This window comes from Nitrososphaerales archaeon (assembly GCA_032906765.1).
Lineage (GTDB): Archaea > Thermoproteota > Nitrososphaeria > Nitrososphaerales > Gagatemarchaeaceae > DASPPF01.
On record JAJTZB010000002.1, the window covers coordinates 55,567 to 74,631 of the forward strand.

The 19,065-nt window shown below is 58.7% G+C and carries 19 protein-coding genes; 9 read left to right on the forward strand and 10 right to left on the reverse strand.

The window, feature by feature from the left end:
- The first annotated feature begins 113 nt into the window (after positions 1 to 113).
- From LYZ69_02605 to LYZ69_02615, 3 genes are read left to right on the forward strand one after another with little or no spacing between them, the layout of a single operon-like run.
- Positions 114 to 1,280: an acyl-CoA dehydrogenase family protein gene (locus LYZ69_02605; GenBank protein ID MDV3277342.1), complete on the forward strand. Its 1,167-nt coding sequence runs from the start codon at positions 114 to 116 to the stop codon at positions 1,278 to 1,280.
- Positions 1,277 to 2,047 (forward strand): electron transfer flavoprotein subunit beta/FixA family protein, encoded by a 771-nt coding sequence (locus LYZ69_02610; GenBank protein ID MDV3277343.1) that lies wholly within the window; start codon positions 1,277 to 1,279, stop codon positions 2,045 to 2,047. Before LYZ69_02605 ends, LYZ69_02610 begins: the two co-directional genes overlap by 4 nt.
- Positions 2,044 to 2,979, forward strand: a complete 936-nt coding sequence (locus LYZ69_02615; protein MDV3277344.1) for an electron transfer flavoprotein subunit alpha/FixB family protein — start codon at positions 2,044 to 2,046, stop codon at positions 2,977 to 2,979. The genes LYZ69_02610 and LYZ69_02615 overlap by 4 nt, the downstream gene beginning before the upstream one ends.
- Positions 2,980 to 3,018: 39 nt before the next feature.
- On the opposite strand, the gene LYZ69_02620 is transcribed toward LYZ69_02615, so the two are convergent.
- The 3 genes from LYZ69_02620 to LYZ69_02630 are packed head-to-tail and all read right to left on the reverse strand — an operon-like array spanning position 3,019 to position 7,681.
- A complete protein-coding gene (locus tag LYZ69_02620) occupies positions 3,019 to 3,771 on the reverse strand; it encodes an aldolase/citrate lyase family protein (protein ID MDV3277345.1) in 753 nt (250 codons plus the stop codon).
- Entirely contained in the window at positions 3,768 to 5,783 is a 2,016-nt protein-coding gene (locus LYZ69_02625; protein ID MDV3277346.1) for a respiratory nitrate reductase subunit gamma, read from the reverse strand. The genes LYZ69_02620 and LYZ69_02625 overlap by 4 nt, the downstream gene beginning before the upstream one ends.
- Positions 5,784 to 5,806: 23 nt before the next feature.
- Positions 5,807 to 7,681, reverse strand: coding sequence for an NFACT family protein (locus LYZ69_02630; GenBank protein ID MDV3277347.1), 1,875 nt, complete (start codon positions 7,679 to 7,681; stop codon positions 5,807 to 5,809).
- A 204-nt stretch (positions 7,682 to 7,885) separates the two neighbouring features.
- On the opposite strand from LYZ69_02630, the gene LYZ69_02635 reads away from it, so the two are divergent.
- Complete coding sequence (locus tag LYZ69_02635; GenBank protein ID MDV3277348.1) at positions 7,886 to 8,233, forward strand: hypothetical protein; 348 nt, start codon at positions 7,886 to 7,888, stop codon at positions 8,231 to 8,233.
- Here LYZ69_02635 and LYZ69_02640 read toward each other — a convergent pair.
- A complete protein-coding gene (locus tag LYZ69_02640; protein ID MDV3277349.1) occupies positions 8,208 to 8,513 on the reverse strand; it encodes a hypothetical protein in 306 nt (101 codons plus the stop codon). The two genes, LYZ69_02635 and LYZ69_02640, sit on opposite strands and share 26 nt — an antisense overlap.
- A gap of 518 nt (positions 8,514 to 9,031) precedes the next feature.
- The gene (locus LYZ69_02645; protein ID MDV3277350.1) at positions 9,032 to 9,742 is read right to left on the reverse strand and encodes an AAA family ATPase; all 711 of its coding nucleotides are present in this window, start codon (positions 9,740 to 9,742) and stop codon (positions 9,032 to 9,034) included.
- An 86-nt stretch (positions 9,743 to 9,828) separates the two neighbouring features.
- On the opposite strand from LYZ69_02645, the gene LYZ69_02650 reads away from it, so the two are divergent.
- Together LYZ69_02650 and LYZ69_02655 are read left to right on the forward strand one after the other, a co-directional pair.
- A complete protein-coding gene (locus tag LYZ69_02650; protein MDV3277351.1) occupies positions 9,829 to 10,077 on the forward strand; it encodes a U6 snRNA-associated Sm-like protein LSm6 in 249 nt (82 codons plus the stop codon).
- Between the two features lie 16 nt (positions 10,078 to 10,093).
- On the forward strand, positions 10,094 to 11,302 hold the full coding sequence (locus LYZ69_02655; protein ID MDV3277352.1) for a methionine adenosyltransferase: 1,209 nt from the start codon (positions 10,094 to 10,096) through the stop codon (positions 11,300 to 11,302).
- Here LYZ69_02655 and LYZ69_02660 read toward each other — a convergent pair.
- Positions 11,294 to 12,235 carry a hypothetical protein gene (locus LYZ69_02660; GenBank protein ID MDV3277353.1) on the reverse strand — a complete coding sequence of 314 codons (942 nt, stop codon included), beginning with the start codon at positions 12,233 to 12,235 and terminating at the stop codon, positions 11,294 to 11,296. The genes LYZ69_02655 and LYZ69_02660 overlap by 9 nt on opposite strands.
- A 43-nt stretch (positions 12,236 to 12,278) precedes the next feature.
- On the opposite strand from LYZ69_02660, the gene LYZ69_02665 reads away from it, so the two are divergent.
- The gene (locus LYZ69_02665) at positions 12,279 to 13,223 is read left to right on the forward strand and encodes a nucleoside hydrolase (GenBank protein ID MDV3277354.1); all 945 of its coding nucleotides are present in this window, start codon (positions 12,279 to 12,281) and stop codon (positions 13,221 to 13,223) included.
- 1 nt (position 13,224) lies between these two features.
- Here the strand turns inward: LYZ69_02665 and LYZ69_02670 are convergent, their stop codons facing one another.
- Positions 13,225 to 14,256, reverse strand: a complete 1,032-nt coding sequence (locus LYZ69_02670) for an AIR synthase related protein (protein MDV3277355.1) — start codon at positions 14,254 to 14,256, stop codon at positions 13,225 to 13,227.
- A gap of 42 nt (positions 14,257 to 14,298) precedes the next feature.
- Positions 14,299 to 14,850: an energy-coupled thiamine transporter ThiT gene (thiT, locus tag LYZ69_02675; GenBank protein ID MDV3277356.1), complete on the reverse strand. Its 552-nt coding sequence runs from the start codon at positions 14,848 to 14,850 to the stop codon at positions 14,299 to 14,301.
- A gap of 53 nt (positions 14,851 to 14,903) precedes the next feature.
- Between thiT and LYZ69_02680 the strand changes: the two genes are divergently transcribed.
- On the forward strand, positions 14,904 to 15,839 hold the full coding sequence (locus tag LYZ69_02680) for a hypothetical protein (protein MDV3277357.1): 936 nt from the start codon (positions 14,904 to 14,906) through the stop codon (positions 15,837 to 15,839).
- Here LYZ69_02680 and LYZ69_02685 read toward each other — a convergent pair.
- The gene (locus LYZ69_02685) at positions 15,828 to 17,471 is read right to left on the reverse strand and encodes a CTP synthase (protein ID MDV3277358.1); all 1,644 of its coding nucleotides are present in this window, start codon (positions 17,469 to 17,471) and stop codon (positions 15,828 to 15,830) included. The genes LYZ69_02680 and LYZ69_02685 overlap by 12 nt on opposite strands.
- 146 nt (positions 17,472 to 17,617) lie before the next feature.
- Here LYZ69_02685 and LYZ69_02690 point away from each other — a divergent pair, with 146 nt between their 5' ends.
- Positions 17,618 to 18,037: a ferredoxin gene (locus LYZ69_02690; GenBank protein MDV3277359.1), complete on the forward strand. Its 420-nt coding sequence runs from the start codon at positions 17,618 to 17,620 to the stop codon at positions 18,035 to 18,037.
- A 9-nt stretch (positions 18,038 to 18,046) separates the two neighbouring features.
- Here the strand turns inward: LYZ69_02690 and LYZ69_02695 are convergent, their stop codons facing one another.
- Positions 18,047 to 19,057 (reverse strand): phosphate uptake regulator PhoU, encoded by a 1,011-nt coding sequence (locus LYZ69_02695; protein ID MDV3277360.1) that lies wholly within the window; start codon positions 19,055 to 19,057, stop codon positions 18,047 to 18,049.
- Positions 19,058 to 19,065: the final 8 nt, after the last annotated feature.

Here is a 19,065-nt window from a genome sequence, read left to right on the forward strand (position 1 = left end):
CCGCCTCTGCATCACCCGACAGTTAACAGGGAGAACGACCACCTGAAGACTTGACAGAACCTTGATTCATCAGAACCATTAAATCCCGCAGTAGGGGGAGACAATCGAACGCGTTGGCGCTATTTCGGCTAGAACACAAACAACTCCTTGAATTCAACTATCCTGGTCGCGCGGACTACCGTGACATTCTCTCATCCCTCGGCACGTTCCTGGAGCGGAAGATACTCCCGAACTCGCCCAAGTTCGACGCAAAGACAGAGGAGGCTCAGCCTGCCAGGAAGGCGCTCTTCGAGAACGGCATATGCCAGATCCCCTATCCGAGAGAGTATGGTGGTCTCGGCCTTCCATTCGGAATCTACTGTCTTGCAGTCGAGCTTGTTGGCGCCGCCGACGCTGGTATCGCGATGAGCGTTGCGATTCACAACACGGCAGCAGAGGGCGTCTTTCGATTCGCGAGCGACTCCATGAAGAGGAAGTACCTCCCGGACATCATCTCGGGGAGGAAGCTCGCGTCCTTCAGCCTGACGGAACCGACATCCGGTTCTGACGCCAAGGCGATTAATACCAAGGCCAGGAAGAAGGGAGGCGAGTATGTGCTCAACGGCTCGAAGATGTTCATCACCAACGCAGGTGAAGCGGACGTCTACTTCGTATTCGCTACAACTGACAAGGGTCCGTCCACCTTCTTGGTGGAGAAGACCAGCGAGGGATTGCAATTCGGCGGCGACCTCCCGAAGCTCGGAATGCGCAGCTCGAGAACCTCAGAGGTCAGGTTCGTGGACTGCAGGATCCCTGAGGACAGCCTTGTGGGGAAGGAGGGGCAAGGATTCGAGTATGCAAAGGCTTTGCTTAACGGCAGCAGGATAGTCATGGGCTCACTGTGCGTCGGGGTGGCTCAGATTGCGTTTGACAAGGCGGTCGCCTACAGCAGGCAGCGCAGGGCCTTCGGTTCGGCCATCTCTGAGTTCCAACTCATCCGCGAGAAGATTGCGGACATGAAAACAGGCATCAGCGCAGGGAGGCTGCTCTGCGTGTACGCCGCCCGCGTCCGAGAAGCGGGGGGAGATTACTCCTCGGAGGCATCCCAGGCGAAGGTCTTCTCGACCGAGATGGCGGCGCGAGTGTGCGATTCTGCCATCCAGATCTTCGGTGGCTACGGCTACACGACCGACGATGTGCACAGGCACTGGCGCGACGCAAGGCTGCTGACGATCGGGGAGGGCACGTCGGAGGTTCTGAGGCTGCTGATAGCTGCAGGGGAGTTGGCCCGTACGCCTTGAAGGTCGCTGTCTGCGTGAAGAACGCCATCGACGAGACGGAACTGAGGACAGACGCGTCGGGAAGGCCTCTCTTGGACGGAGCGGCCACCAAGATGAGCACGTTCGACAAGAACGCGGTGGAGGAGGGAATCAGGATCAAGTCGAGCCACGGGGGTGAGGTCGTTGTCTTCACAGTGGGGGGCGTCGACGCAAAGAAGACAATCAAGGAAGCCCTCGCGATGGGTGCGGACCGCGCCGTCCACGTTCTCGCAGAGCTCGGGACACTCGATTCGTTGGGAACATCGCGGGCCCTGGCAGGTGCAATCAGGAATGAGGGTACTTTCGACGTCATCCTGTGCTCAGAGGGGTCGTCAGACACCTACACGGGTCAGGTTCCCCCGATGCTCGGCGAGGTTCTCTCTCTGCCCTATGTGGGCTACGCGAGAAAGATAGAGATAGGCGCAGGTCTCGCCAAGATTGAAAGGTCTCTAGAGGACAGCGTGGAAACTGTCGAGTGCGGCCTTCCCTTCGTCGCCTCCGTCGTGAGCGAAATCAACGAGCCGAGGTACCCGACTCTGATTCAGATAATGCAGGCTTCCAAGAAGCCAATTGCCGAAGTGGGGGCCCACATGCTCGGACCCGCTGGGCTGTCAGGGGGCAATGTCGCTGTCGTCTCGATGACCGCCCAGGCGATGGAGAGGAAGAGGGTCATGATCGAAGGGACGGCAGAGGAGGCGGCCGAAAAACTCCTGCAAGCTCTCATTGCCGAGGGAGTGCTTCCGAGATGACCGCCTCAGTCTGGGCATATTCCGAGTCGGACTCGGCTGCAAACGAATTGGCGTATGTGGCAAACGAGATCGCAAACGCAGTCGGGGGCCAGGCGGTTACCTTGGAGATGGATCGCACGAGGGCAGGCGTCTCCTCGGCTGGGGAGAAACTTGTTCTCAAGAGCATGTCGGCCCCTGTCGACTCTCCCGAGCTTGCAGCAGAGGCGATGTCCAGGGCTGCAAAGGCATCGAACCCGTCGGTGATACTCGTCGCAGCCACCAGGCAAGGGCGAGAGGTCGCCGCAAGATTGGCGGCGAAACTCGGCGCAGGTTGCATAAGCGAGGCCTTCAAGCTGTCAGCCTCGGACCGAACCCTCGTCGGTGAGCGCAGCGTGTACTCGGGCAAGCTCGTGGCTCGGATGTCCACCCCGATGCCTTGCGTTGCAACTGTGAAGGTCGGTTCCTACCCGCAGCTCAAGGGGTCAGAAGCCAAGGTGGAAGAGATGGACGTGGGGGAGCTCGTGCCGAAAGTCAAGCGGCTGCATACGACGAGGAAACAGGTCGGAACCGTCGACCTGAAGAGCGCCAAGGTCATAGTGTCAGCAGGCAGAGGTGTGAAGAAGAAGGAAGACCTTGGAATGGTTGAGGAGCTAGCCAAGCTGCTTGGCGGTGCCCTAGGCTGTTCAAGGCCGCTGTCGTCAGACCTTGGTTGGCTGCCGGAGGAACACCACATCGGCTTGACTGGTGTCTCCGTCCGTCCGGACCTCTACCTCGCGGTCGGGATTTCTGGGCAGCTCCAGCACATCGCAGGCATCAAGGACTCCAGGATCATCGCCGCGGTCAACACCGACAAGGACGCTCCGATCTTCCAGGCTTCAGACTACGGTGTTGTCGCTGACCTCTACCAGTTGATTCCTGCTCTCCAGAAGCTGTTGAGGGCGCGCCGCTCTTAGCAGAATCATGAACGGTGTCGCAACGCAGCCTGTTCCCGCCTAGCGCGCAGAGTCCAGGAACGGCCTAGCGCCGCCCATCATGAACCGAGTGTCAGAGCCGAGGCCTATGAAGCGGAAGCCGAGGGAGACCGCTCGCTTGGCCTCCTCGGGCGTTGCCGCCAGAACTCCCGGGACCTTCCCTCGCGACTCGCAGCCCCATACCACTTGCTTCATGGCGTCGATCACCTTGGGGTTTGACCTGTCGTCGACTAGACCCAGCGACATAGTGAGGTCGGAAGGTCCGACGAAAGCAACGTCAACCTCCTTGACAGATAGTATCCTGTCCAGCTGGTCAAGAGCCTTCTTCGTCTCTATCTGGGCCACGAGGATTGTGATGTCGTTGGCGTTTCTGACGTACTCAGCGAACGAGAGGCCGTAGTCCGCTGCCTTGCGGGGTGCCACTCCCCTTATGCCGAGGGGAGGGTACTTTACGAAACTCGCCGCCTCCTTTGCTTCTTTCTCTGAGTTGACGAGGGGACAGACGACCCCGTGCGCTCCCATATCGAGCGCTGACTTCACCAAGTACTGGTCGATCGCGCCGACCCTGACAATGGGACAGACCCTCTCGCCGTCGATCGCTTGGATCATTCTCCCGAGCGTCTCCCGTCCTAGGGGCGCGTGCTCCGTGTCGAAGACGAGCCAGTCGAACCCGAGCGCCTCCATCATGTCGGGGACGTCTGGGTGGCCGATCGTCACCCATGTTCCGAGCGTGACCTTCCCGTCCGCGAACTTCTTCTTCAGGTCGCACTTCATTCTCTCTTCTCCAACGACTCCGCGACGAGTTCAGCTATGTCCTTTACTTTTAGCGCTTCGTCTCCAATCGCCTTCGTTGCATCCTCGAACATCGTTATACAGAACGGGCACGCTACTGCCAGCGTTCCTGCGCCAGTCGCCCTGGCCTCTTCCGCCCTGATCACCCCAACCTTCTTCTTTTCGGGAACTTCGTACCACACGTTCGCACCCCCTCCTCCGCAGCAAAAGCTGTTCATCTTCGACCTTTCCATCTCGGTCAGCTCCAGCCCCTCCATCGACGCGAGTGCGCCCCTCGGCTCATCGAAGACGCCGTTGATCCTTCCCACGTTACACGGATCGTGAAACGTGACCTTCCCGCCGAAGGCTCCCGGCCTTAGCTTCCCGGCCTTCACCAGGCGATCGATCAGCTGCGAATGGTGAATGACCTCGATCTTGGTGCCGAACTCGGGGTACTCGTTTTTGAACGTGTTGAAACAGTGGGCGCAGTGCACTACGACTTTCTTCACTCCGTATCTCTTGAACGTGTCACTGTTTGCCATCACCAGCTCCTGGAACCTCCCTTCCTCGCCCATCCTCCTTACAGGCTCCCCAGTGCAAGTCTCCTCGTTCCCGAGTATCGCGAAGCTAACGCCCGCCGCCTTCAGTATCTTGACCATCGACTTCGTCACGTTTCTCGCTCTTGGGTCGTAGCTTGATTGACACCCCACCCAGTACAGGTACTCCGCGCCCGGGTTCTCCTTCAAGGTCGGGACTCCCATCTCCGTGAGCCACCTCAGTCTCTCCCCCTGAGGGAGCCCGAACGGGTTCCCGCTCCTGGCGATGTTCTCGAGGAATATCCTCTTCTTGCCGTCTAGCTTGTTCTCGCTCACGAGCGTCCTCCTGAATTCCGCGATGTAGTCAACCTGGTCGATGAAGACCGGGCAGACAGAGACGCATGCGTTGCACATCGTGCATGCCCAGAGCTCGGACTCTCTGATGACGCCCCTCGCGAAGACGTCGCCGTCTCCCCCGACCATCATGTCACGGCCCAAGTCCTGGACAACGATTCTTGGCGAGAGGTCGCGTCCGCTTGCGTAGGCAGGGCAGACCTCCTGGCACCTCCCGCAGTTCGTGCATGCGTCGAGCGCTAGGAGCTGTAGCGGGCCGAAGTCCCGGGTCCTCTCCACGTTCGGCGGTGCCTCGACCTGTCCGCTCGCTAGCATCTGCTGGAGGTTGAACGGAGTGCTCAGCCTGCCCATCGATTTCACCGGGGCAAGAGCCACGTTGGCGCCCGACGTGAACACGTGTACGAGCTTTGTGTAGGGCGTAACCGCGATCAGTGTCATCACAGACAGCATGTGCGCCCACCAGAAGAACTGGTAGAAGGTAGGCGCGTCGAATCGGAGCGTCGTCGCTGCAAGCAGATTCGACAACGCGTCTCCCACTGGTGAGAAACCGGCCCATCCTACTGGTGAGATAATGAACCTGAATGACTCTATGACGAAGCCAGACACTCCGATCCAGACGAGCATCCCGACGATGAGGTAATCGTCCCTCCTCGTCTCGAGCTTGTCCAGCTTCTCGACGAACCGCCTGTAGATCGCTATCATCAGCCCGACAATGAAAGCTAACCCGAGTGTGTCCCCGAGGAACTCCAGCGTCAGGTAGGTGTCCCCTTGCATGAAGACATAGGGGGTGAAGAGTGGCAGGATGTCGGTCTGCAGGAAGACCAGCGAGGTGTACGCGAAGAGCATCAGAAACCCGAAGAAGAGCGCTCCGTGCATCGAGCCTCCACCCCTATCCTCCAGGACTTTCCTCTGGCCGACTCCGAACTCGAGAAACCGGCCGAGCTTGGAGCGGAAGTCCTTGGTCGCGAGCGACAGGAACTGTCCCAGCCCGATGCCGTAGCTCCGCAGGTGCCTGTGGAGGCCGTAGAGCATGACGATGCCGCTCACGAAGAAGGCCAGATACATCACGTCGTAGGCGTAGGGGGAGTGGCTCAGGATCAGAACTTCCCTTGTCGGTACGGCCAACCTGCTCTAGTCCCGTCCCATCCCTATATTACAGATTGCCGCCTGACGTCTCCTCCTATCGCTTCTGCCTTGCTCCTCAGAATCTTCCCCCCACCGGCAGGTAGAACTCTGAGGGCTTCGTCAACCGAAAGCTCCAGCTTGGAAACAGAGAGGCGGCCCAGCTCCTTTACAACCTTCTTCGCTGTCTCAGAAGACTTCTCCCTGTGTGGCGTGAGGATGACATAGCAGCGTGCGACCTTAGCCACTGCGCTTTCCGGCCCACAGACGACCCTACCCTGTCCATCGAGGCCAGCCGCGACCTGGACCAGGTTGTGTTCCACGAAGTTCTTCTTGCCTTTGATCAGGAAGCTGCCCTTGGGAAGGTACTCACCGCTGGGTGCCGAGGTACTCACCTGTTCCTTGAAGACCCAGTATGCATCTGCTGCGCCGAGCCCAGTCTTCCACGCACTGCTGAAGCTCACTGTGGCCTGCGCCAACTCAAGGATCTCTTCGTCTGTCTGCCCCCTCCCCGCCTTCAGCACGAAGAACGGCGATCCGAACAGGTCGGCATGGTAGACTGTGTCGCTGTCCTCGAGGTGGCGCCTCACCAGCATCGCGTTCGACTGCGCGTCCCTTCCGCCCACCGCAAGCTTCCCCTCGCTCGTGTAGAACCATCTGAACCTCTCGTACCATTCCTTGCTTCTCCTCGCGAGCACCTTTGTCTGTCTCTTCGTAGCCTGCTTGTGCGACGCCAGCCGGGCCGAGAGCTTCTCTGCCGCCGCGCCTGCGTCCATGGCCTTCTTTTCGAACGCTTTTGCCCTCTCGAAGACTGCGGAAGCTGCTGCTTCTCTCGAGGTGGGAGCTTCCCGTTGCCGGCGCCCGTCCCTTGGAATCGTCTCGACTAGGTCGAGCGCCTCCTCCAGGGACGAGGCCGTCTTGACTCTCGCAGCCAGGTCCCGAAACTGCTTCGCCATCTGTTTCAGCTCCTGCTCCTGTGCCCTAAGCTTCTGCACTGTTGCCTCGACCTCTCTGCGCTTCGCGTCCTCAGGGCTCTCCTGCTCCCCGCCTTCACCCATCACCAGCGGCAGCAACAGGTCGTCGCAGATGTCGCAGAGAGATGACACCTCCTTGCTGGTCGTGTCGACTGAGGATGACACAACGAAGATCTCGTCGCCCTCGGGCGTACCCAAGACAGACAGCCTCGGCCTCTCTCTCGCCTCCTCGACTAGGCCGCGCAGTTTCGAGGCCGCTTCGCTCTCTCTGCCCTTCAGGTCCGCCGAAGGCGTCGACTCATCCAGCCCGAGTCTCGCGAGGACCTCCTGCACGTACTTCCTCGGCAGGGCCACGTTTCTGCCTATCGCTTTGCCGACAGTCTTCTCCTTGCCGAGCATCACCTCCACGTCTTCCGCTGTGACCTCGGCCGGGCTCTTCCTCGTCTGGGGCGGTGGTGCGTAGGAACCTCCTTTCACCAGCCTCCTCCTCTCAGACTTGACTTCGTGCATGAGCAACCGTATCCTCCCGTCCCTTTCCGTCACCGCGATGTTCCCTGGCGGCATCATCTCGACAATCAGGTGTCTCAGAAACTCCCCTTCGCCAAGTTCCAGGTCGAACACCCTGTCAATGTCGGCCTGACCGGCGACAACGAAACGAGCCCTCTCAACCTCCCCCCTGAGCTTGGAAGTGAAATCGGTCGTGACTGCCCTTTCTGCAACCTTCTGGGAGACCCAGACTCCATGGCGAGGTGAGACGACAAGCCACTCATCTGCGCCCCCAGGATGCCTGAACCGCAGGACTTGGTTGCCGCCGACAGAGTAGACGCCTGCGACATAGGTTCCGCTGAGCTTTGACCCTATTTCGCGGGCAAGTATCATGACCTCAAGCCCAGAGAGCTCCGTCATCGCGACCCCTGCGCGCGTCATCGTCCTCCAAGTAAGTATACGTTTTCCAGACTAGCCCAACCAATCGGGCTAGAGTCGCATCGCTTGAGCGACTTTCGGCCGGCATGCGGTCACACCCTCGAAGTGCCGTTCCAGCCCCCTGTTCTCCCGACCTGCCGTCCGTGGATTGACAGATTTTTCAAATCAGGCTTATAAACTGAGGCAAGAGGCAGACCAGAGAAGCGAATGGCTTCGGGTAAGCCGACAGGCAAAACACAGGCGAAACAACCGGCACAGGCTCAGCCGTCATTCGGGAAGCTGTATTGGCTGAGGAATGGGACTGGCGTCCTTGCTGGGCTCGTCGCGTACGTCTTCTTCTCCCAGACGCCTGTGCGTTTCGACAGCACCTCGAACGGAGTACTCGTGGGCATCGTCGTCTACCTTCTCACTTACTACTTGGCGCGATACGTCTGGTACAGGAAGATAGACAGCCAGTTCTTCTCGAAGCTCTACACCACGGGCATCGGAGGGTACATAATGCTCTTCCTCTTCACTTGGATACTGCTCTTCACTTTCCTTTCTGGTTCAATTTAGCGTAGTTCGAAAGTACGTCAGCGTAGCCGATATCCCACTCGTCCGCCATCTGGCTCTTCCTTATCGTCGTCGCTGCTCTGGCGATCTTCTCGCGCTCCCAGGTCTGCATCGTCCCCTCCTTCCCTTTCGAGATGCTCGCAAGGATCCCGGTAAGTGCCATGAGGCTCCCCTTGTCTCTGTCAGACTTGACCGTCTGAGCCAGGCTCTCTACCTGTTTCTTGGCTCCTTCCATGTCGGAGGCTATGAGGGACTCGAGGACAGAAGCCATCTTTTCTTTCAATTCTCAGTTCGCCGACTGGAGACCCCTACGATATTTAAGCCTCCAATCATTCGGTTCTGGTGCGTCTTAGGGAGATAGGCCGTTTGGGAGATTAGGTGGTGCATCTCTGGAGATACGTGTGGTGATTACAGGAGAATGAATGGTAAGGCAAGCGAAGCGATAGTCCCACCAAATAGTATGATCTTCCCCGTCTCTGCTCTCCCTCCTTTCCTTATGAGCAACAACCCGAGGCCAATGTTTATGGCCAGCGGAATGAGGATAAGCAAAAACGGTGTGGGTCGTGGGAAGAATTGGGAAAGCCAAGCGCCAACAAGTAAGCCCGCAAAAGCCAGAAGCAACGACCCTAGCACCCCAATGATCAGGACTGAAACCCTTGATTCAGCCAATCTCTCGATTATCTGGGACGCGCGTAGCATTACTTAGGTTTTTGAAATGGCCTGCTTGATGAGGGCCTTCCATCTTATTCTATCCAATCCCAAGTCTGACCACGCTATCTCCCTAAGACGCACCAGAGCCAATCATTCGAATCCGCTGTCGGTGAGCCTACAGGTCACCCTTTCCCGGGGCTTGTCCGTTCTCGAGGCCCTTACCGCATCTCCTTCCCTGGTCAGATGAAGGGAGGTGTGAACCAACTGTTCCAGGGTGCTGCCTCCTATTCTGATGTCGCCGCCTGCCTGGGCAAAGGTGACCCTGTTGGTGAGCAGGTAGGCCCTCCCGTGCAGCACGGCGTCGCGCGCCATGTCGCTCAGGTGGACGTCCAACGCGCCTTGCCTCTTGATCAGATTCGAGCCCCCCGGGTAGTCGAGAGTGAAGTTCCTCGTGAGCGTATCCACCACAACCATTCTACAATCAGACGTCGCGGCCTTTCCCCTGATGGCCCGCACGATGTCCATCTGTTGGGCTGCAGTCGTGACCCTCACGTAGACGATTCGGCGGAGCAGACCCCGGGTCTCCCATCCCCTTGCTCCAGCCATCCTCTCGATGCGCTCTGGCCTGAAGGTCCCCTCCGTGTCGATGAAGAGAGCGCGCTCTCCGCTCCTTGCAGCGACTAGCGCAGCCTGCATCGCCAGCTGAGTCTTCCCTGTGTTGCTCTTGCCAAAGACCTCCACCAGCTTCCCTGCCTTGTACCCGCCTCCCAGCAGGGTATCGACGGAGTTCGAGCCAGAGCCGAACGTGCGAAACGACGCGAGCCTGGCCGCAATTTCCTCACCTGTCACCTTCTCATCCAATCGAGTCACTATTCCTTTGCTATTGTTTTATTACAAACACCCATATCCTTTTAACTGTGAGAGAAAGCCCGCGAGAAAGTTACGAAGTGAGTTCCCCACCACCGCAGGCAAAGAGACCTCTCAACGTACTTCAGAAGGCCACCAACAAGCAAGTCTCCGTCAGGCTGAAAAGTGAACTCGAGTACAAGGGGAAGATGTCCAACGTCGACCCGTACATGAACGTCATTCTCGTCGACGCTGAGGAGTCGGAGAACGGTTCGAAGAAGGCGAACTACGGAAAGGTCGTCATCAGGGGGAACAACGTCCTCTACATCAGGATAGAGGACAGACTCTAGGGAGGACCCTCCAGTCTTGCGACGCTCTCTTCACGTAGAGCAGATCAAAGGCTACGGGGTCCAAGATTTCGAGGTGGAGATAGTAGAGAGGAAGGGGAAAGGCCACCCGGACAGCCTCATCGACGGGGCAGCAGAGGCGGTCTCTCAGGGCCTGAGCGAGTACTACATAGAGAAGTTCGGGGCCATTCTGCACCACAACGTAGACAAGGGGATATTGGTTGGAGGGAAGGCCGAGGCGAAATTCGGAGGTGGCCGCGTAATCAAGCCAATCTACCTGATGGTCGCCGGGAGAGCCACGGAGCTTGTCCCTTTCAAGGGAAGGAACGTCAAGGTTCCGGTCGAGAAGATTGCGGTTCAATCGATCAGGGGCTTCATCAGGGAGACGATGCGCTTCCTCGACCCAGTGAAACACGTCAGGGTGGATACCATGATCAAGCAAGGCTCGCCCGACCTCATCTCCGTCTTCATGAGGAAGGGGATGCCGAGATCCAACGACACCTCCATCGGTGTGGGATACGCTCCACTCACGCCCACGGAGCGCGAGACGCTCGGCATCGAGACGCTCCTGAACTCCAAGTCGTTCAAGAAGAAATATCCTGAGGTGGGAGAGGACGTGAAGGTGATGTCAATGAGGAGGGGGAAGAAGCTGAACATCACCGTGGCTGCTGCAATGGCGTGCGGCAAGATACCTGACGCAAGCCATTACGCCAGCGTCGTCCATGATGTCACCGAGGAGATAGAAAGGCGGACCGCGAAATCGCCGCTCGACGTGACGGTCAAGCTCAACGCAGCTGACGACCTCAAGAGGGGCAGCTACTACCTGACCGTCACCGGCACATCGGCCGAACAGGGCGACGATGGCAACACAGGCAGGGGCAACAGGGTGAACGGCCTAATCTCGCCCATGAGACAATACTCAATGGAGGCGACGGCGGGCAAGAACCCCGTCAACCACACTGGGAAGCTCTACAACGCGCTTGCGATTCTGGCTGCGGAGCGGATTGTTGACGAGGTACCTGCGGTGAAGGAATGCTACGTACGCGTGCTGAGCCGCATCGGCGCACCGATCGACGAGCCGTTGATAGCCAGCGCTGCCCTCGTACTCGACAAGGGTGCGACGCTGTCGGGTGTGAGAGGGGACGTTGTGTCGATACTGGACGAGTCTCTCAGAGACATCAGGCGAGTGACCAAGCTCATCCTACAGAAGAAAGTGGTCCTATTCTAGCGAGTCTCTGCCACCTGAAACATACGCGAGCGCCACTGCCCCAGAGAGCTCGACATTGTATGCTTTCCAAAAGAACCTGACCACTGTGAGGACGTCGTGGGCCAGAAGCTCGAGGGCGTTGGGGTGCGTGCGGTCCACCGCCTGCGGCCAGTCTATCAGCCAGAATCTGCTGCCGTCGGTGAGTATGTTGTACTCGCTCAGGTCTCCGTTGACCAGGCCTGCTTCCTTGAAGGCTGTTCTCGCAGCCTCGAGTATTGAGAACAGGCCCGTCCGAGCATCGACGAGCTCGGGCCGCCCGGAGAGCCTTACCCCAGACAGCTCTTCAAGCAGGACTGTGCTCCTGTGCCACGCTATTGCCCTCGGGAAAGACGGCGACAGGCCCTGGAGCTTCTTCAGGGCTGTGAACTCCCTCTTGGCCGCCTCGTAATTGACAGTCATCCAAGTCTTCATCTCCGACTTGTCTAGGAACCTCTTCTTTCTTACACGCGTGAAGCTCGTCCTCCCGAGCTTGAAGAACTTGAGGGCGTAGAGTTCCCCCTCGTCGTTGAAGACCTCGTAGACGTCCGACTCCTTCCCCTTCGCTATCACCGCCCCAAGCGCTGAGATCAGGTCCTTGCTCACGTACTCCCTCAGAGCCATGGCCTCCACTGCCCGAGTAGTCAGGGCGTGGGTCCCGCCTCTGCGCACGACAAACCCCTTCTTGCCGAGCTGGTCGAATGCGAATGTTACCCTATCCACCGGGAGCCTGGCAAGCCTTCCAACCTTCCCGTCTTCAGGCGCCCCGTGTCCAAGCGACGCCTTCTCGAGTGCGAAGAGGGTCCTCCACTCCTCGTCCTTCAGGGACTTCAGGGCCCTCGCCGCCGTCTCTGTTGATGACGCTGCCTGGCACCTCCGACCACATTCGGCTTGGGCGCTTATTTGAAATGAACGCACGGCCCCTACTCTGCTTATTACGAGGCGTCATCCCGTCGCTACTGTGCTCAGGATACTCCTCGACACAGACACGGCGGGCGACGACACGATAGCCATCATGATGGCGTTGAAGGCCACGAATGCCAGACTGGAGGGCATAACAATCAACTGCGGCAATGTCGACTTCGACCAGGAGGTCGAGAACGCTCTCTACACGGTTCAGGTCGCCGGGATGTCGGGCAAGGTTCCCGTCTACCCGGGCGCGAGGCACCCGCTCGTGAGGGACTGGCGCACGGTCGAGAATATCCACGGCAGGGACGGCATGGGCAACTCGCAGTTTCCGAGGGCGAAGCAGAGGCCCGAGCGGACGTACGCCGCGGACGGGATAGTCGACACAATCAACTCCAATCCCGGCGAGATAACGCTCGTCGAGATAGCGCCCATGACAAACCTTGCACTCGCGATTCGGAAGGACCCTTCAATAGTCAAGAAGGTGAAGGCATTCTACTTCATGGGCGGCACTAACCAGTACCTGGGCAATGTCACCCCTGCAGCAGAGTTCAACATCTGGGTCGACCCAGAAGCTGCGAAGGTGGTCTTGCACTCTGGGTTGCCGACGACGATGGTCGGCTGGGAGATCTGTATGCGCCACGGCCTCATTGGCCCTCGTGAATACGCGGAGATTGAGGGGATGGCCACGAGGGAGTCGACCTTCTTCGTTGCAGTGAACAGGCAGGTGAGGAGGTTCATGAAGCGCGAGAGAGGGATCGACGCGACCAGCTGCCCGGACAGCATGACCATGTCAATCGTACTGAACTCGAAAGTGGCAACTGATGTGAGGAGGAAGTTCGTGGACGTTGAGATGACGGGCGAACTCACGAGGGGGGCGACCATAGTCGACGAACTGAACGTCTTGGGCAGAAAGGCAAACGCGAGCGTTGTCTACGCAGCTTCGCAAGGGCTCTTCAGGGAGATGCTCTTCAGGATGCTCAGGGGAGAGAGGGTGTGACCTACTCCAGTTCCGACTCCACAGACTTTCGGTAGGCTTTCCAGTAGCCGTCGCCTCTGGGTTTTGTCCTCCTCGCAGATCCTCCGTGTTCGGAGACCCATAACCCATTCCCGTCCGTCACGTGACCAATCCCGTAAGTGGCGATTCCTTCCCTCCTCATCGCCTTCAACAGGTCGTCCGCCCTTGATGGATTGCACGTGATCAAGAGCGTCCCTTCGCTCAACGCGTTTAGCGGGTCGATTCCGAACGCACCGCAGACCGCCTCGCACTCTTCTGGGACGTGTATCATCTCCCTCTCGATGACAGCCGCCTTACCGCAAGCCGACATCATCTCGTCCAGCCCGCCGAGGACTCCGCCCTCGGTTGCATCGTGCATCGATGTCACGCCGTCCCTCCCCAACCCGATGGAACTCGCAGTGAGGGCGTCGGCGACAGTCGAACATCTGCGGACGAGGGCCTTCGCCCTGCCCGCAATTGCACTACCCACTTTCCTCTCGATATACTTCGGGAATGAGAGGGCGAGATATGCGGTCGCTTCTATTGCAGCCCCCTTGGTCATCAGTATGGCGTCTCCTGTGCGTGCCATGGAAGGGTCCACGTAATCGCCCTCCCTGCAGAACCCGAACATCGTCCCCCCGCCCACGACAGTGAACGCGCCTCCTGGGTAGGTTCCGGTGTGCCCCGCCACTATCGACATCCGTAGCTTACGGCACTCCTTTCCGATAGCCCTCAGATAGACTGCGGCATCCTCATTCTTCAGCTCTCCAGGAAGGTTGAAGGTGAATGTGGCGAATTGAGGCCTGAGGCCGGATGTAGCGTAATCAGATGCGACCAGGTGGACGCTGAGCCAAGCAGACGTCTCCATTCCCAGCGATGGGATTATAGAGACTGGGTCCGAAGTAAGAATCATCCTTCTCGTCTTCCCGATGGAAATTACCGCATTGTCGAGGCCTCTCCCCGGCCCGAGTAGGACCCGCGCCGAGACCGCACCCAGGTTCCTCAGGATGACCTTCTCAAGGAACGAAGGACTCACCTTGCCCAGTCCTCCTCCTCTTCGACGCGTGGCGCACTCCACCTAACTCGCCATAGAGTGGATTCCTGCCTTCAGAGCTCCCCTGTTTGCCAGAACCAAGATGACAACTGCGCTTATCACGAACTCTGGTAATAGGTAGCTCCCGTTGTAGAGCGCCGAGTACACCGCTGGGCTCTCTCCTGCAGGAGCGAAGCTCGCGAAGAAGATGAGGCCAGAAAGGAAGTGGCAGGTGAATCGTCCCGCGATGCCGGCAGCGACGGCGAGCAGAGGTCTTGCCCTAAAGTTGCCTGCCAATCCAAGAGCTCCGAAGGCGAGCGGGTAATCGAGGAGGAACTGGATTGGGTTGTAGACGAAGGGCTCGAAGTACAAGTCAATCACTCCGAATATCATCCCCGCAACGACCCCGGCCTTCGTCCCCCTTCTCAAGGCAAAGAGCAGGAGTGGCACCATCGCCCCCAAGGTCACGGAGCCGCCTTCAGGCAAAGTGAGGACCTTTACCGTGTTCAATACTGCTGCAAGAGCAATCATTACGGACATCTCTGCGATAATGGCAACTCGGTTTCTCCCGACCTTCTGGGGTTGCGCACTCGCCATGGCGTTCCCATTCGTCAACATTCTTATAAATGACTCAATAACTGACTTATATGATGCACCCACCCGACGAGCTGATGGTGGGGACCTTCCTCCCCGCCATGAGGCTGCTTGTCTCGCGCGTACTTCGTTCCCAGGGCTACTCGCAGAACAGGATATCTTCGATGATCGGAATCACCCAGGCCTCAGTCAGCCTATACCTCTCATCGTCTCCGTCAAAGGCACACGCCTCGCTTGCTTCCCTCTCGCTCACGAGCGAGGATGCGGAAAGGTACGCGGCTCTCCTCGCAGAGGACGTAAAGCGTAGCCCTGTCTACGGCGTCGACACACTGAGCTCGTTGTGGACAAGCCTGCTCGGCAGGGGCCTTGTCTGCGACGCCCACAGGAAGCTGTACCCTTCCCTTTCCGAGTGTGATGTCTGCATCAAGGAGTACGGCCAGAGGCACGATGACAGGTCTGGCGCCCTCGCGCACGTGGCAGAGGCGGTCAGGATAGTGGAGTCTACGCCGGGATTCGTCTCCGTGATGCCCGAGGTCTCAGTGAATATTGCTTACCTCGCTGGCGACTCGGCAACGACGAGTGACGTCGTCGCAGTCCCGGGCAGGATAGTGAAGGTACGGAATTCCGCCAAGGCGCTTCTGCAACCCGAGTTCGGCGCATCAGGGCACATGGCCCGCATGCTTCTGCTCGTAAGGCAGAGGAGAAAGGAGGTCCGAGCTGCGATAAACCTGAGATATGACGAGAAGATGGCAAGGGTGCTGAAGAGGATGGGCCTGAAGTGCTTCCAGATCGGTGGCTACTCGCCTTCCGGGCGGGAGGACCCGACCGTCGGGGCGCTCGCTTCAGTCTTTCTCAAGGACAGGAAGCCCTTTGATGCAGTCGTGGATTCTGGTGGAAGGGGAACGGAACCCGACGTCTACATGTTCGGCCGTGACGCCGTAGAGGTTGCGCGCATGGCGGTCAAAGCGGCAGAGCTCTACTCAGCGCGCTAGGCTCCTAACCTCTTCCTTCTCTTGTCCAGTCTTATGGGCCCGTTTTGTACACGCGGCCACGAAGGCGACGTAGATCGGCTCGGGCCTCTCCGGCCTGCTGATGTACTCTGGATGGAACTGCGTACCCATGTAGAAGGGGTGCCCCTCCAGCTCCAGGATCTCTGCCCTCCTGCCGCCGTCGCTGAATGCCGTGTACTTTAGGCCCTTCTTCTCAAGCATGGGCAGGTACTTCTGGTTGAGCTCGAACCTGTGCCTGTGCCTCTCCCTGATCTTGGTCCGTCCGTATATCTCGAAAGCGCGGCTCGGCCTCTTGACGAAGACGTCATGTCCGCCGAGCCTCATAGTCCCGCCCATTTCCGTGACACTCCGCTGCTCCGGTAAGAGGTCGATGACCGGGTGCGGGGTGCTGGGGTCAATCTCTACGCTGTTCGCCCCTTTCAGCCCGAGGACATGCCTTGCGAACGAGATGCTGGCGAGTTGGAACCCGAAGCATAGACCCAGGTATGGCAGCCCGGTGATCCTAGCGTAATTTGCGGCCGCTATCTTTCCCTCGCTTCCCCTGCTTCCGAATCCCTGGGGGACTATCACTCCGTCGTAAGAATCGAGGAGCCTAAGCCTGTCCTGGTCCGCCTCTATCTCCTCCGACTCTATCCACGAGATCCGCGCCCTGACTCTATTCGCTGCAGCCGCCTGCATCAGCGCCTGGTTCACGCTGACGTAGCTGTCCGCGAGGGAGGCGTACTTCCCGACCAGGGCTATCCTGACCTCTCCGCGGGCGTCTGTGAACCTCTCGGCCACGCGGTTCCATTCGCCCATCTTCAGCCTTGACTTCAAATGCAGCTGTTTCATGACAGGGTTGAGCAGGCCCTCCCTCTGCAGCACCCTTGGGACTTGGTAGATCGAGTCCACGTCAGGGTTCGAGATGACGCTCTCGACTGGTACGCTCGTGAAGAGAGACATCTTCGCCTTGGCTTCTTCGGGCAGCCTTCTCGTCCCCCTGACCACGATGATGTCCGGTTGCAGCCCTATCCGCCTCATCTCCTGTACGCTGTGCTGTGTTGGCTTGGTCTTCATCTCCCCGACCACTGCGAGTTCCGGCGCAAGGCTGACATGCATGAAGAGAGTCTTGCCCAGCCCCTCCTCCATCCTCATCTGCCTGAACGCCTCCAGGAAGGGGAGGCTCTCGATGTCCCCTACAGTCCCTCCGCACTCTACCACAAGGACCTCTGCAGCCGAATCCTTCGCGACCTGCCTTATCCTTCTCTTAATCTCGTCAGTCACGTGTGGGATTATCTGGACCGACTTGCCCAGGAACCTCCCCTTCCTTTCATCCTCAATCACCTTCTTGTAGACCTGGCCCGTGGTGATGTTGTTCTCCTTCGTGAGGTCGCGGTTAAGGAACCTCTCGTATGTCCCCAGGTCCATGTCCGTCTCCCCCCCGTCGTCCGTCACGAACACCTCGCCGTGGATGACCGGGTTCATTGTTCCAGCGTCGAAGTTCAGGTACGGGTCTATCTTGAGGCAGCTGACTGTGCATCCAGAGAGTTGGAGGAGCTTCGCCACGGACGCAGTCGTGATTCCTTTCCCGAGGCCCGACATCACGCCTCCGGTCACGAAAAGATACTTCGGCACATTCGAGTTACGAGCATTCCGTAATTAAGGATTTGGGACTGACTCCGCGCGCCTTGCGTGGAAGCCCCGTCCGCCTGCGCTGAGGGCGGTTTTCATGCGTGAGAATCGCCAATCCGCTTAAGTGTGCGCTCGGATGCAGCAGTCTCATGAGCGGCGAAGAGAGGGAGATCAGGGTCAGCGGCAAGGCTTTCCAGAGGCTGTCCCGAGCGAAGCGTGAAGGAGAAGACTTCTCGGACGTCATAATCAGGCTTTCAGCGGCTACCCTTGAGGGACTGCAGCGCAGGGGGGAGCAGGAGGTGTTGACCTCAGATGGCCGCAGGCTCATTCTATCCATCGACCAGGACAAGTGTCTGGGCGCAATGAGTTGCGTCTCCGAAGCTCCGTCTGTCTTCTCCTATGACACGACGCAACAAGGTCATTGGCGAAAGCATGCAGAACCGCTGGGGATGAAGGAGGTCGGCGAAGGCGAAGTGAACAGCGAAACGCTTTCGCGAGCTGCGGAGTCCTGCCCGTATCAGGCAATCAAAATGAGGGACGCGGAGACAGGCGAGGTTCTGTTCCCGTAACCGCGGCCCTCATCTGTCGCCCGCAGGCTCTCCCTGAAGAATCCTGGTGGGGACGGCCAGGTCTGAGATATCCACAAGTAGCTTGTTGACCCTGTCGACTGCGCCGAGCGACTCCACGAAGGCCGGGCTATTAGCTCCCGCCGTCCGTGCTATCTCCAGGAGGTCAGCGCTTACGCCCCTCGACAGCTCGCTGACCCTGGTGTATGCTCCTCTCGCGCGTGTGCCGCCCCTGGTAAGGAACGACTGGATCGAGAGTCCTTCCATCTCCCGCAGCTTCAGAATGCAGTTCGAGAACTTCCTGGCGAGTTGCTTCGTCGGCTTGATTGCGTGCAGCTTCTTGGAGAGTTCTGCCATCGCGTCGCCCGCGCTCTCCAGGAAGCTCGCAAGCACTCTGAAATCAAGGACGTCCACAGGGGCCAGCCTGTACCTCTCAGCCACCTCCTGGTGTATTATTGCGGTCCTTATTGTCCTGACTAGCAGAAAGTAGAGCCTGTCGACCTCGTCGTCGCGCTCCCCGACAAGCGAGAGGAGCCTGCCGTCGGCATCCGACAGGCCTTCGGCCGTGTCCTTGATCATCCCTTCCAGAATGTTCGACATCCTCCTTACAATCTTTTCAGGGTCTATGGCAGAAGGTTCGAGGAGGAACTGAATTGTAATCTGTCTCGAATCCTCGCCCATTATCTCAAGGCCGATGAGCCTGCTGATCGTCGACTTGAGCCTGTCCCTGTCCTCCCTAGCTATCACCTTCTTCCCCAAAACGCGAATTACGTCGTAGCCGAGGAGGTAGGCTCCGGTGATGTCATTTGCCACGAGCGTCAGGTCTTCCTTGGGATACTCCACGTCCACTTCCTTCGGTTTCTCAGCTACGTCTTCGATCGGCCTGACAATCAGCTTGCGGCCGGAGAGCTCGTCCACCGCTACGGTGGAACCCTTTACGACGCCGTTCTTCCTCGCCCACGCCTTCGGCAGAGAGATGAGTAGAGTCCCTCCCCCCATTTCCAGCACCTTCCTTGCATCCATACCTCTAT